Genomic DNA, 15,353 nt, shown 5'->3' on the forward strand with positions numbered 1-15,353 from the left:
TCGTTACATCCTTGTAGAATTAATGGTGGCAATTTTGCCCTTTAATGTCTTTATCTAGTCGAGGAATTCTTTAGTTTGTTGGGCCACCGCTTGCCAACTAAGCTCCTGGGTTGCCCTTTGGCGCGCTTGTTGAGCTAAGCGTTGTGTTAATTCAGGGTTTTCAATTAAACGCAATATTGCGCGGGTTAAATTGTGTTCGTCAGTGCCATCAACGTTGAGCCCGGTTTTCTCATGGAGTACAGCATTCGGAGGGCCGCCTATGTTGCCTGAAATGGCTGTTTTACCGCAAGCAGCCGCCTCAATGAAGACCATACCAAAGCCTTCGGTATCGCCATTTACCTCACGGTTCGGCATCACAAATAAATTACAAGCGTTGTACCAACGGGGTAAGTCGTCGACTGCTACATGGCCAAGAAAGTGCACTTGCTCGGCCACACCGAGTTGCTGGCTAAGTTCTGTTAGGTAATGAAGATCTTCGCCAATGCCTATCAAAGCATAGCGCGCTTTAATGCCTTGTTGTTTCAAGTGTGCTAATGCTTTTATTACGGTATCAAAGCCTTTTCTTCGGCTTAGTCGGCCAACAGATAACAGTAAAAACTCGTCATTTTGCAGCTGTATTTGTTGTTTCAAATCAGCGCAAGGCAAGCTGGGTTGAAAGCGTTCAACGTTGACGCCCGGATGAATTAACCGGATTTTGCTTTGTTTGATTCCTAACTTGAGTAATTCTTGTTGGGTAAACTCGCTGTTGGCAATGACGTGGTCACATTGCTGATACATCTTGACCATGGCTTTGAATTTATTCTTTTGCCGCCAGGTAGTGATCTCTTCGCCGTGGGCGTAGATAACGCTTGGAATCGAAAATAATTTGCCACATAGCACTGCGATGGCGCCTTCAGGCAGAACGCGGCCGGCATGTACGCTGGTGGCAGAGTATCGCAAACAATACCAAATGCTATGCATCAATAGGTTGAGATACATCCACAGTGATTCCGGCTTTAGCCAGCTGACACGCTGTAAAGACAAACGATGAATGCTGTTACTGTGGGTGCTGTCGTGCTCTGTGTCACCAGCAACCTTGGCCGTGATGACATGATGCTCTTTGTTGCCTAAACGTCGATACACCTCATCAAACCAAACCGCGGTACCTCCTTTGGTCGGTAAGAATAGTTCAGTGATAACTACAATTCGTTCACTGGCTCGGGCACGACTGCGTGTTGTATGTGCGGTTTTCTGGCTGTCGGCTTTGGGCGTTTCAGTGGTTGGCATAGCTGTCCTTGCGGTAAAGCTGGATCGCGGCTGATTTGGTAATAGACAAAAAATCGCGAAGCGTTAAATGAGATTGGCAAAAGGCTTTGAAGGCGTACTGAATTACTTGCCTAAAGCTGGCTTGTTTCAATTGGCAATAAGCAAGATCTAAACAGGCAAGGCGTGTCGCTTGTTTTAATCCTGCGGTGATAGCCGGGGTTAGGCGCCGTTGAGATAGCACTTGATAGGCCTCGAATGTTTGCTGCTGAGCAAACAGGGGATTTTGCCGGGTCGTGCTCTGTTGATGAATACGGTACGCGGCTAATGGCCGGTTGATGGCGCCTATTTTTTTGGCTTGGTTGCATACTAAAATAAGCAAGCTAACATCTTCACAAACTTGAAATTGCACCGGATATCCGCCCACATTCATGAAAAGCTGTCGTTTTACCGTTAAGGTGTGCGTATCCCCAAAGTGTTTACCTACAAAGAGTGTGAGTGCGTGATTATCAAAAGTTAATCGTGTTGAGTTGGGCTGTTGCTGCAATAAATATTGCCCAGCAGGTGTTGACCTTAAGCTGGTGCCTAAATGTGCCCCGTTAGCATCGACATAGTCAAAGTCTGCTGTGAGTACGTCCAGATCTTGGTCTTGCTCGATCCACTCGGCATGTTGTGTTAAGCGCTCAGGGTAGTACACATCGTCACAGTCTAAAAAGCACAACCAAGGGTGGAGAGCTTTTGCCGCTCCTAGATTTCGAGCCGCGGCAACGCCTTGATTATCTTGCTCAAAATAGCGTACGCGATCACTGATATATGGTTCGGCGACACTGTGGCTGTTATCCGTTGAGCCATCGTTGATAAGAATGATTTCAAAATGTGGGTAAGCTTGTGTCAGTACCGACTCGATGGCGTTGGCGAGAGTATGCTGACCGTTATAAAACGGAATGATGACACTGAAGTTAGGTGCGGCCATTGCCAGGCTCCCAGTTGATGGTCGGCGAGGGGCTCGATGTTTGGCCAAGCAGCCAGATCAATGCCGACAACCCAGATAGCGCGGCGATCTTACTAAAACCAGGTAACCTCTTCAGGCGTAGCAGCCAAGGTGGTAACCTTTTTCTCCATTGCGTCTCAATCAGTTTGTCTGGGTCGTGCTGGGTTAAATTGGCAAACTCCGCGCTAGAGAAAAAACACAATTGTGGGAACAAACTTAAGCTGTGCTGTAACAGTTGATCCAGCTGGCCAAAATTATCTGCCGCGTTTGCTTGAGGGCCGACAAAATTAAACCGGTGCATTTCGTACAAACATGGGCGGCCAAGTTGCACTTGGCGCTTGAGTACTTTTAAGGCATCTCGCCATTGGTGGCCAAGTTGTGGCTCAAAATACGCATCTCGTACCAAGTATGTTTGACCCGTTTGTGATTGCTGGAAATTCACTATACGAGTGATATCGGCATAAAAGTCTTGGCCCTGACGACTTACAAAGCGCTGCCCGGGGGTAATAATGGTCGTAATACCATGACTGCGCCAACTGACTTCAACATCGCTATTCCAAACAAAGGTAGGGGGCACGGCTACGGTAGGTGAGGACTCAAAGCATTGTTGAAAGAGTTCCACCTCTTCCTTTACGGCTTGGGCAATGCTTTGAGTATCGGCAAGGTTATTCCACCGGCTCTGTAGTTCACTTGGTAGCAGCTCATGGTAAAGAGGGGTATGTTGTAGCCAGGTTTTCAGCTTTGGCATTTGCTGAAAAGCAGACAATAATTGCGCCGGAAAATAATGTGCTTTGCCATGCAGCTGCAATGAAAGTAAACCGCTTTTGGCGCCTTGCTTGAGGCTTTGCAGCATTTCTCGATAATCTCGGTCGAGCAGGGTTTTTTCGCTGTAACTTTGGTACTGACTTTGGCTTATTTTTTGTTCATCGGGCACACTTAACAGAGTGCCGATGGTGCAATGTGCAGGGTGACCACGATAATCACTATATTTGGCTAATATTTGCGTTAGTTTTTCAAGAGCTTGGGCATGGTGCGAGTCACCAGGTCCCCAATCATCACTTTCAAAAATAACCACGGCTTGTTTGCAAACTGGCTCATGCCACATCGCATACAACGACTTACGGTATAGAATTAAAATGACGAGATTACTTAGCGTTAACCAAGCTAAGACTGCCGTGATGGACCACTCAAGCATCATGTGACTCCGTAGCGTAACCCATTTGATGGCAAAGTGGCGCGAGCTGCGGCAGTTGCTCTGAAATAGCCGCTTGCCATTCAGATTGTTGCCATTTGTTTAGTGCAATAGCTGAAAATGTATTATATGGCTTATCGTGAACGTCTTGGCAATGCTGCTGCAACTTGCTTTCAAAAGGCAATTGCAGGGTTGCAAATAACTGCGCAAAGCTTTGCTTGGGGTCGTCGACCAGATCTTCATAAAAAACTTCATGCCATTGCTCAGGGGGCACTAAGGGTTTATCTGTCAGTATGGCCTGATTGATGCTTTGATACTGAAACCGGCAGACATCCGCGATGCTTTGGTTGATATATTCTCGCCAGCCGTGAGCGATAAAAAAGCACCATTGCTTGATATCTGCTTCAGTCAAATTCAGCTTTGCCGGCAGTTTGTCAGACCAAGTCGCAAACTCCGATGGCTTTTGCCAGCCTCGAATCAGAGAAAGTAAATTATCGCCAGGGTGGCGCTTAACGTAGACAAAATGTGCAGCGGGAAAAAGCTTTGCTAAATAGGCTACCGAGAGGCCATTTTGGTTATTTTTGTCGACGAATCTTGCTTGTCCTGTCTGGCTGTAAAACCAGCGCGCGATATATTGGCTGTCTTGGGTACAGGCAACAGAAGGAGGGATCCTATGACTGTCCCAGTCGCGTTCACTTGGAGGGTGAAGCTCAGCCCAAAGGTCATGAGTCTCTTTATCTATGGATCCTAAAGCTTCACTTTGCGACAAGGTTTTGTATACCAAAGTAGTGCCAGCCCGAGAACATCCGATCACAAATATCGGTGCTGGCAGAGGCCGTGATCCCGTATCAAACTGCCATTGGCGCCATCTGATTAAGCCCAACTGCTGGTAGTGCTGTATGGTTTTGCCCACTTTATCGGCAAAACTGTCTGGTTGTGGCTGAAATAAGGCAAATGAGGATGACTTCATGCGGCATTATCTCGGTTAAAAGCGAGTTTAAGGTCTTGATGTTGCTGCATCCAAAGCCCTAACATCATTAAGATCCACATCATTTCGCCATAATATTCGGCGTGTTCTTGTTGGTGTAAATGGGTCACTTGGTGCAATAAATCGGGGTTGAAAATATCCATATCAGACAAGGTCGCAATACCTGATTGAGCCAATGACTGTAGCCCCTTGTGTTGCTTCGCCCACATGCCAAAAGGCAAGCCAAAGCCATGTTTTGGCTTGGTTTGCAGTTCTAAAGGTAGAAAAGATTTAAAGCTTTGTTTATAGAAGTGACGTAATTTACCAAAGGGTAATTTCATGTTTGATGGGATCTGACAACTCAGGTCAACAACTTCACGGTCGAGCATGGGATAGCGCACTTCCACACCCGCTAATTGACACATGTTCGATACTTTCTTGAGATCGTTGTCGGCGAGCGTATGTTTCCAATCTAGCCAGAGCATGCGGTTTAGGCTACTGGCATTTGCGGGCTGATGATAGCGCGTGCGGTTCATCTTATCTGGCTGGGCAAGGTGAATGGATTCAATGAAGTCTTGTTTTAAAAAATGCTTTGCTCCCATTCGGTGAATAAAGTTATAGCTTTGTAAACGGTCAGGTAACGGCACATTAGCTTGGTTGACGTAACTGGCTAATTTCTGCAAGCCTTTTGTGCGTTGACACCATGAGGACTGACCACTGCGGTCAAATACTTGTTGCCGGAGAGGGCGTGGCAGTTTGTGGTATAGCTCAAAAACTTGCTGTTTAGCGTAACGCTCGTTTCCCGCAAAAAGCTCATCCCCCCCATCCCCTGCAAGCAGTACTTGCTGTCCTTGTTGCTGGGCAAAACGGGCACAAAAATACGTAGGAATAACAGATGAGTTACCAAAAGGCTCATCTTGGCCAGCGGCGATAATCGGAATAATATCGGCGGTTTCATCGGCTGTTACCGTATATTCGTGGCTTTGACTATTAAAGTGGCGACTTGTGAGTCTTGCCCAAGGTAACTCATTATATTTTTCAACGTCAAAGCCGATCGAAAAGCTCGGGCTTTGCGGCTGTTGCTGATTCAATAAGCCAGTAATGGTCGAGCTGTCTAACCCCCCACTCAGAAAGCTGCCCGTACTGCCTGTGTCGACATTGCGAGCAACGGCGTCTGCCAGGGTATGCTGAAGTTGCTCTGCAAGCTTGGTATGAGATGTACCAGTTTGCTCAACAAATTGGGGTTGAAAGTAGTTATGGGTGGTAAGCTGTCCTTTATCAAACTCCAGTTTTTCGCCTGGACGCATTTTTTTGATCCCTTGATAAATGGTATCTGGACTTGGGATCATGTGAAAATATAAATAGTGATAAATTGCCTGAGGGTCGAGTTCGGGCATTTGCGGCAGCTGTTGCAGTAGTAGGCCTAGTTTATTTGCAAACATAAAACGCTCGCCAAGTTGGCAATAATAGATGCCCTGACTGGCGAAGGGGTCGGTGAACAAACTTAGGCGCTCATTTTGATAAGCCAATAAAACAAAACTGCCATTGAGTGTATCTAATGCGCGCTGTTGGTCTTTTTGAAAGCTTAGCTGAAAGTCTTGCTGGCTTTGTTGCCGACAAAGCGGTTGAGATTGCCATTGTGGCCGGCCAAAAAAACTAAGGCTTGAGCCTGCTTGTGGCGGCAACAATAGATCGGGTTGTGAACTCGCTAGCTGCATTCTCCCAAGTTGCTGCTGATGCAGGGCATCACAACGTTTGAGAGGTGAGCGAGAGGGGCTGACAATTCCGACAAATGCGTCCATGCAAGAGGCCTTTCTGGTTGATAACTAAGCTGATAAAGAGAGGTAGATAAACCACCCACCCTTTATTAACGATAGTCGGATTATTAAAAAATGAGTAATTCCAAGTCGACTTTTACCATTAATGGCTGCTTTTATGGTATGCCTTGTCTTCCATCTGGAAAGACCATATTTTTTGCTGCGACTGCATAACTTGTAAGAGGTTGATACGTTCAGCTTGAGCATCGAACGACAAGGTTAATTGATAGCCATTGGTCGGGTGCCATACGCTGAAAGACCAAGCTTGCTCATCACCTTCAAAAGCTTGCGCCAGTAGTTTCTCTTGCTGCGCCAATCGGGGCGTTAACATGACTAGAAATTGATCTTGCAATTGGCCATCTCTTGGCAGTATTTCGAGGCGCCACTGCCCAGGCTCTGGTTGAGGTGGGCGAGCTGCGGCGACTTTTTGTTTTATTTCGCCGTTAGCATCATAGTTATGGCCATCTACATAAAACGCAAACCCTGGGCCTCCTAAAGCGATGGTTTCTGCCCGCCGTGGCAGTAACACGTCAATATACAGGCTGGCTTTATCACCTTGAGTTTCATAATGGTGAGGTGATATTCGTCTGGGTTCGACGCTGGTATGCAATAACCAGCGTTTGACATCTTCGGCTCGGCTGGCTGTGACTAAGTCAAAGACCAAGGCAGTGTCGAGCTGACGATCATATATAAATAACCGCTTCGCAGATTCTACCCGCCGTTGCCGACTGGAAAAGTCACCGCTACCTGACTGCGAGTTACTGTAAGCGGGGGTAATATCAGCCCAAGCAGCGAACAATTCAGGAGTTTGCTCCAGTTGTAGCATGGTCGCGGTGTGGTAGGTGTCGTATTGCTGCTGCCACTCATGCAAACTCACAGGGGCTGGCACCCCCCAACCTGAGCCAATTCGGCGTTGTCCGCCGTCATTGGCAATGTCACGGCTAGGAGAGTTGTCTTTATTGTCTTGTTTTGGTGGCATTGGCACCGTGTCACCTGCCGCTGTGACGGTTAATGTATTGTGGGCGATGCTCTGATAGCTGTAGTTTAAGTGGTGGTCACTGCCATAAAATGGGCCGTAATAGCCGCTGTCTAAGGCCAAAGCTTGACCTTTGAAAATAGTGAAACTGCCTTGATCAAGGTGCTGGTGTGACCAGTAATTATTGCCCGCTCGAAAATTGACATAAGTGGCATTTTTTGAGTTATCACTACGAGCCGTGGCATGACCAATGCCGTCAAAGAATTGAAACCAAGGCTTGGCAGGATAGCTTGTTGGCGTCACTGGATTTTGCACCGGCCCCCAAGGCCAACTGGAAGGCGCCAGGATTGAATTTGGAACTGCCTCCAAGGTCGCGTGATGATGTATTTCTCTTGCGAGGGCTAACTGGTCGGGCACCGCTCTATCAAAGAAGCGGCCGTCACCATAACGCATAGAGCTGCCGTCTGGCCTTATTCTCGCCAGTAAAAAGTCAGCAAAGCCTTGAATGCCCGGTTCTTTAAATAAGTCTTGTCCGGTGGCTTTTCGCCACATAGCTGGCAATTGATAAATAGCCTGACCAATGCCTATGCCTATATATTCATTACCTTCGTGCCAGCCACCATTTTGTCCCATTACTTGGCGCCACACGGGCAACACATTTTGTAACCAAAAATGTGCTGTGAATGCCATCACAGGCTCAAACTCGGGATGGTCTTGGTATCCAGCAATAGCACAAGCCATTAAGGCTTGAAAAGGGCTGTTGTATAGATACACGTTGTAAGGTGACAAGGCCTGCTGTTGAATGAAATCAACTTGATATTGGCAGCCCGCGAGTAGTTTGAGCAATAAGCTTTGCCGTTGCTCGGCTGACCACTGAGGGTAAAGCCAGTCATACGCTGTGGCCAAGGGTTTGACTTGATGATTGCCTCGCCCTGAAAAGGTTTGTGCTAATAAGGCTTGGTGCAGTCGATTTAAATCGATGCTGCCTGGCGACAACAGCGCTAACTCAACTTGGGCGTGCAACTTGCCGCCTTGCGCCAGTGGCAGCAAGGTATTGATATAGCTTTGATCCTGAAGCAATAATTGAATCTCTTGCGTTGAAGGTGCCGGTAAGCGTGGCCGCTGGGAGTGAAAGCCCTGCAGTTGCACCCGGCTCGGGTATTGTCGTTGCAGATCTTGGCCTTGATATTGAGTCACAGATACTAAAGTGCCCAAAAGTAAAAGTACGAGTGAAAAAACGCCGATGGGCCAATAGGGTAAAGGGGAGAATATTGGTTGTTCGCACTGTGGGTGATGATTGCGCCAAAAGTGCAATACGAAGATCCAGCTGATACTGGCGATTAAGGCGTCGGTGAGATCAGGGTAGCGGCCTGGTTGCATAAGTTGCACGGCTTCAAGCAATAAAAAGAGAATAAAAATGGCGATGGCAGATTGTAGCTCTCGTTTGATAAACCATTTGGGGTGCGTGCTTATGGCGCAAAAGGCCAGCGCAAAAACGGCCCACACAGGGTTAAACATGGAGACCGCATGAGATAAATTTTGCAACTGATGGTAGAAAGGAGACCAATTAAAAGCGTGGCTTGGTCCTTGCCCTGGGGTTAAGCTATTGAGAATTAGCCAGGTCAGCACAACCCACGCAATCACGCTATATTGTTTGGCCGTGATTTGCCGTTGCCTGCACGCAAATATCAAGGTGAAACTGGCCAACAAAGTGGCCGTTAAATTACTGATATTCAGCTGGTGGTATAAAAAGGCGGGTTGAATTAGCCATAAGACCCAAGGCACGATTGCAATATAACTGTGCCACAGTGGCTTGAGTGTTGCTCTTAGTAATAAGCCAAGCGCAATAAATTGCAACAAAAAGCGGCCGAATTCATAAAAGTTCCAAGGTGCTAAATGAGGAGAGAGCAAAGGCTTAATACTGTGCCATACACCCGCTGGGCTGAGGTTAGGTTGCAGCGGCGCTAAGTAAGCCAATAATAAAAAAATGCAGGTTAGCACACCGACTAATGTGCGACTGCCTGAGTTAAATAAACCGTGGTAGTAAAGTTTAAGTTGACCACCGTAATGAATGTGCTGACGATAGCGCGCTGCGATGAGGGCGCCAATAAATGCTCCTGTGGTATTAAGAATAAGGTCAAGGTAAGACGTATTACGGTGGGGCAAGAAAAATTGTAGGTACTCCAAGCAGTAGCTTAATGCAAATCCCCACCAACCAACCCAAAGGTAACGTTGCCAAATAGGGCTTTTTAAGTGTTGCAGCAACATAAAACCCAATGGCAGATAAATAACACTATTGACAATAATATCTGTCAGACTTAAGCCTTCGGGTGCACTGAGCAATACTGACCAAATCGCGGGAGGTTCACCTTGCCAATGCGTAAACGGAAATAAAGTGCCATAGGCAATTAATAAAGCATAAATGAACAGCGGCCAAACGCTCATGGTTGAATCATTAGTGAGACTCAATGATTCAGGTTCTTGAAGCGAACTTGCTTGAGCAGAGCTGTTTCCTTCAATTTTTGACGAGACGCGCGAGTCAGTGTGACGCAAACTATGACGAATTAATTTATGGCTTTGCACCAAAATCATCATTACCACTATGTAGCCAGGAATATAGAGTAGCAGCAGTTGCCAAAAGCCCCAGTTACCCTGTCGGCTTTGCCCTAAAATAAAGCTTAGGCCGTGGTAAGCCAGGCCATATTTTTCCACATTAGGCTCAATGCTAAACCACAGACAAATAAAGCTAATGGGCCACACAGAGCAATAAAGTAATAATCGAGGGCCAATATGGTAGGGATGTGCGAGCCATTGGCTGGCTTTTGCGAGTATGAGTAAGTAGGTGAACACCGCAAGTAGGCCAAATGGTTGTCGCAGTAGTTCGGTAATATTATCGGTCGCAGCATACATGACGATCATGGCGTAGCTGAAACAGGCGACTGGTAACAGCAGTAACAGGCTTAAGCCTCTTATTCTAGGGGGCGAACAAGCGGCCATAAACGCCAGTTGTATAAGCCATAACCAAGCCCAAAACCGAATGATTAACTCCCACTCCCACGGCCAACGGTAAATGGGGCTACCCAGCACGTCGAACAGACTTTCTGCTGCCATGAATTGACTAAGAACAAGCCAGAGTAAACAGTCAGCAATGAAAATCCGGGCTAAAAGGTGCAACGCAGAAGGCTGCTTTGTACATAAGCTTAAGGGATAGATAATGCCTAGGTGTAATAAGGCAACTAAGCTGAGGGCAAGGCCAAATGGCGAAGATTGTGATACCAGCTCTGTCAGGTTTTTAGGCAATGGCAGGTATTGCAGCACAAAAGTTATCGCCGTCAGCGCTAAAAATAAGGGCAGTAATACCCAAAGTTGGCGTTTGAGCATTCGTGATTCTGATGCAAGAGGGCCTGTCGCTGTGGATGTCATCGCTTCTTCCTTGAGCATTCAACAAATACCAAATGCGCCTTGGTGTTGGCGTTATTTAATTCTAGTTGAGATGCGGCAAAGCGTGCTAGTTAGTCAAACAGATGGAAGGTTTAAATCAGGGGACATAAAAAAGCACCGCCGAAGCGGTGCTTTTTGAAGATCATATCAAGGGATTAGTTTACCGGCGAGACGATAAACAGTAAGTCACCCGTTGATACCTGCTGACCGCTGGTATTCATAATGCGCTCTACTTTGTACTTCTTATCTGCTGGATAAACTTCGGCGTCTTTGCGGTTAAAGCCGGCCAGGTTGACTTGCGAGAACATCTTCATTGCTTCCATTAAACCTAATGTTTGATCAACGGTTACAATGTCGCCCTCTTTGACAAAGTCTGGTTCACTTGGCGACGACGCAGTGTAGAAAATACCGGCGCTTTGAGCGATAACTTTCAGCTCATCAGAGCCTTCTACTTTCACCGACTCAGCTTGTTTTCCACCTTCAATGATAGCGGCGGCTTCCATTTCAGCGATTAATGCATCATGGTCAAGCTCTGCCATTAATTTAGGCAGGTAGTTGGTGTCGTATACGCCTTGGTTGAAAGTTTCATCAGCCAGGATGCGTTTCAATAGTGGAATATTGGTTGCTATACCTTTGATTACTACTGAGTCTAGGTAGTCGTATAGTTTCTTAACCGTATCTTCACGATCTTTGCCTGTAATAATGATTTGAGCAATTAAGCTGTCATAATAAGGTGAAACCTCTTTACCTGCAGCTACCATCGCCATTAATTCAACATCATCACGTTCTGGCAATACACATTCGGTGACTAAACCAGGGTTAGGCACTAATTGCATCACGCCGTGGTTGTCAATCGCCGCTTTTTCCGCAGTTACACGCACTTCAATGGCGTAGCCGTTTGGTTTAGGCTCCATTGACTCAATGCTTTCACCTGAAGCAATCTTGTACTGAGTTGATACGATATCAATACCAGAAGTTGCTTCTGTGACCGGATGCTCAACCTGTAGGCGAGTATTCATTTCCATGAAGTAAACATCGTTGGCATCAAGGTCGTAAATGAATTCTACCGTACCTGCACCAAAGTAATTCACAGCATCAGCGATGTCTGCCGTGTACTGGTAACAACGATCTTCCAGCTCTTTTGGCAGCATGGTAGAACCAGACTCTTCCACCACTTTTTGGTTGTTACGCTGCACCGAACAATCACGTAAGCCGAGTACTCGAGTGTTACCAAACTTGTCTCGCAGTAGCTGGACTTCGATGTGGCGCAATGACGTTACATATTTCTCTAGATATAAGTCGCCGTTACCAAATGCTGCGCGGGCTTCAGCGCTTACGCGTTGGAATAGCTCGTACATTTCATCTGGCTTTTCTACGACTTGAATACCTTTACCACCACCGCCGTTCACCGCTTTTAACAGCACAGGGTAACCAATTGTTTCAGCAATATCCTCTGCTTGCTCTGCGCTACTGAGGATACCGTGCGAGCCAGGTACTACAGGCACATTGTTGTCTTGCGCTGTTTTAATTGCGTTCGACTTGTTACCCATGGTTGACATGCTCTTGGTGCTAGGACCAATAAAGTTCACTCCGTGGTTAACACACATGCTGGCAAATTGTGGGCTTTCTGATAAGAAGCCAATGCCTGGGTGCAGCGAATCTACTTGTTCGTGCTCTGCAACGCGCAGTACTGAGTAGCCGTTTAGGTAACTTTCATCTGAGGTATTACCACCCAAACATACAAGGCGGTCGTTCTCACGTAGCATATCGGCAGGTACAGAGTTCATATCTGGATCTGAAGCGACCAATACTACGTCGATATCATTCTCTTGTGCTTTGCGGATCAGTTTCACCGCGGTACAGCCACGAGCATGGATCAGGGTTTTCTTGACCGGTTTCATCAGCGCAACAGGATCGGCTTGCGTTGGTTCCCCTTGTTCAACTTCAAACTTAGGTACAAAGCCTGCTAATGCACGGTTGATCACTTCTTCTACCGTGCTGGTTGGCATAGGCATTGCCACGTCAATTTCACGCAGTTTAGTGTCAATCTCGTCTGAGAACGGGTTTTTCACCAGTCCCGCCATTGAGCCGGACTTAACTGATAAGTAGTTCGACAGGGTAGACGTCGATGGCAAGTAAGCCGGTACCACCATTTGTCCCGCAAACGGCATGTTGGTGCCCGAGAAGTAGTAAGTTTGCACCAGTGGGTGAGTCACAAAGCTTGCTTGTGCACCACCAGTACAATCACCGTAGCCAAACATCACGATGGGTAACTCGTTATCACGAATAAAGCGGGTGATACGGTCATTGACAATCGCCATAGAGAATAGCGCAGAAGCACCTTCTTTAGTTTGCATGCCGCCAGAGCTGATAAACGCAATCACAGGTAAGTGTTGCTTGGCACACTCAACCAACAAGGCACAGAATTTCTCAGCACTTGCCATATCAAACGCACCGGCTTGGAATGACATATTGGAAACCGCGATACCGACGCGCTGGCTGCCGCCTTCTGCTAGGTCGAAATCGGCAATACCTGTTACCAAACCACACGGTTTGATGTTGCGGTCAAGGGCGTCTTCCACTGATAGGCGAAAGCCAGGGAAGTCTAAGCTGTTTGCTGTCATTTGCTTGCTGTTAAGCTCATAGAAGTTACCAAAGAACTTCGCGATGATATCAGCGAAACCTTTGTTACCTTTGCGCTTTTCTTCGCGAAGCAAACCTTGAATAAGTAAGTCTTGGTAACCCATGGTTAAGCGGTTCCAGAAGTCTTTACGACGACCGATACGCATTGGGTTGATGGCACCTTTGTAGCTGCCTTTGTCCGTTTCGGTTTCGTAGTATTCAGGCAGTAGGCGTTCGAAGAAGTAAGTCAGTACCACGAACAAACTGTCGTTTAGCTGCGGGAAGCCGATGCTTTTCCATTGTTCTACTTTAGACAGTAGGTCGCCACGATGAGATTGAGATAAGAAGAACTTCAACCAATTGTTGAATGATTCTTTTTGTTCTGCAGTGTCGCCACTTTTACTGACTTTTTCTAATGCGCCGTCTAATGACTCGTGCATAAGTGCAGAGACTGCCTCACGAGAAAGGGCTTGGTTGTCCATCGCTTCTTTCGCGATAGACGCCAAGTTACCAATCGCATTGTCATACAAGGCGTTGAATAGCAGGATGTTGCGACACTCTTGAATAAAGTCTTGGCGCAGCTCTTTGTGCACAATGACGTCAATCACTGTCAGGTCATTCAGCTCTGGCCACTGCTCTGTTTCCGCATTGCTGTCGTCTGATAAGAATCTAATCAGTGAGCGGAAGTTATTGACTGCGCTAGATTTCCAACGGTTGTAAAGAGACAAGCTCAAGTTGAATAGTAACGCTTGTTTGGCTTTCTCGTAGTTTTCTTTTGGTTCACCCAAAATTAACTTCGTGAGAACGTTACGCTCTGTGTCTATTTCTTCACGTTTGCCGGTGAAGTTTTTCCAGTCTTTGTTGAGCTGGTCGTCGTATTTGATTTTATCAGGTGATTCAACCCATTGCTCAAAGATGCGACGCTGGTCTTCTTTGATACGGTTTTTAAGGTCACCTTCAGGTACCTCTAGTTTAGAAAGGCGACCATATTGGTCTTCTGAAATAGAGCTGATGCGTGAGCGCAGAGTGAGATACCGCATGTAGCGGTAAGCCAAACCAAACGCGTTGTTGTGCACGGTTGGGTTGTTCGCTAGGTTAAATTCAGACGCACTTTCTACTTCTTTTAAGTGCTTAGATGGCGTTAGGTAACGCGCTAAGCTGCGCTGATAATGCTCGTGAATATCCGGGTACTTGCGAACAAATTCAATAGAAGCACCTTCAATCGACAAGATTGAAGATACAATGGCTTTTTGCAGGTTGCGTTGACGCTCGTCTTTATCGACTGGAGAATAATCAATAATGCCATCGATACAGCCGTTGTTGTACAGCTCTTCAGGTGATACGCCAACAAATTTGGCACATTCTTGCCAAGACAAGTTGTATTTACGAGCAATACTCTGCAAGCCTTTTGGCTGGATGGTATTAAAGATACCGTCACGTACCGATAATAAAATGTTAGCAGTCGCCAGTGGAATTGCGCCACCTGAGTAACCAACACCTATGATGATACCTACCGTCGGTACGTCAACATTGGCCGACTCAGTGATCATTTGTGAAATGCTATGGGCTTGGTTGTTAGCATTGGCCTCTTCACCGGCATCCGCTCCTGGGGTGTCGATAAGGTACACGATTGGCAGTGCCATCTCTGAATACTTACGAATAGCTTCACTGGCCGCGTGGTGATGTTCAGGCATCCACGCACCATTATTTGTCGTACGCTCTTGCGCAATAACACCTACACGGCGAAAGCCTGCGCCAAAGTCTAGGTCTATCTCAGCACAGTAAAACGGCCCTTGGCTCGTCTCTGTGATAACTTTACCGTTAAACCCTGCAATGACATCTTTTGCGCTTGGGCGTTTGTTGTCTTCAGCAGGCTCAACAGTACGGGTGATGTAGGCATCAACATCCAGCTTTTTGATTGCTTTTAAATTCGCCTGGATCTTGTCATCGTCGATGAGGCCGTCTAACTTTTCAACAACGGATGGCAGGCTTTTATCAGGGAAGAGAGAGAAATCTTTAGCTAAGTGTTCTGCTTGAACGAATAGAGGATCAGGTCCTTTAGTCATTTCAAGGAACGAGGATGTTGCTTTGTTAGCCATACATTA

The 15,353-nt window shown here is 46.8% G+C and carries 7 protein-coding genes; all 7 read right to left on the reverse strand.

All coding sequences use genetic code 11. The features are described from left to right. Nucleotides 1-54: 54 nt before the first annotated feature. A complete protein-coding gene (locus D1Z90_RS04000; protein ID WP_119909444.1) occupies nucleotides 55-1,266 on the reverse strand; it encodes a glycosyltransferase family 4 protein in 1,212 nt (403 codons plus the stop codon). Continuing rightward, a complete protein-coding gene (locus tag D1Z90_RS04005; protein WP_119909445.1) occupies nucleotides 1,253-2,215 on the reverse strand; it encodes a glycosyltransferase family 2 protein in 963 nt (320 codons plus the stop codon). Before D1Z90_RS04005 ends, D1Z90_RS04000 begins: the two co-directional genes overlap by 14 nt. Then, entirely contained in the window at nucleotides 2,202-3,431 is a 1,230-nt protein-coding gene (locus D1Z90_RS04010; RefSeq protein ID WP_147378728.1) for a glycosyl hydrolase, read from the reverse strand. The genes D1Z90_RS04005 and D1Z90_RS04010 overlap by 14 nt, the downstream gene beginning before the upstream one ends. Beyond that, entirely contained in the window at nucleotides 3,421-4,395 is a 975-nt protein-coding gene (locus D1Z90_RS04015; protein ID WP_119909447.1) for a sulfotransferase family protein, read from the reverse strand. Before D1Z90_RS04015 ends, D1Z90_RS04010 begins: the two co-directional genes overlap by 11 nt. Further along, entirely contained in the window at nucleotides 4,392-6,194 is a 1,803-nt protein-coding gene (locus D1Z90_RS04020; protein ID WP_119909448.1) for an asparagine synthetase B family protein, read from the reverse strand. The genes D1Z90_RS04015 and D1Z90_RS04020 overlap by 4 nt, the downstream gene beginning before the upstream one ends. Before the next feature lie 118 nt (nucleotides 6,195-6,312). Beyond that, complete coding sequence (locus D1Z90_RS04025) at nucleotides 6,313-10,608, reverse strand: VanZ family protein (protein WP_158587051.1); 4,296 nt, start codon at nucleotides 10,606-10,608, stop codon at nucleotides 6,313-6,315. Nucleotides 10,609-10,781: 173 nt separating this feature from the next. After that, complete coding sequence (locus tag D1Z90_RS04030) at nucleotides 10,782-15,347, reverse strand: ATP-binding protein (protein WP_119909450.1); 4,566 nt, start codon at nucleotides 15,345-15,347, stop codon at nucleotides 10,782-10,784. Nucleotides 15,348-15,353 lie beyond the last annotated feature (6 nt).

This window comes from Motilimonas pumila (assembly GCF_003596335.1).
Taxonomy (GTDB): Bacteria; Pseudomonadota; Gammaproteobacteria; order Enterobacterales; family CBDFNC01; genus Motilimonas; species Motilimonas pumila.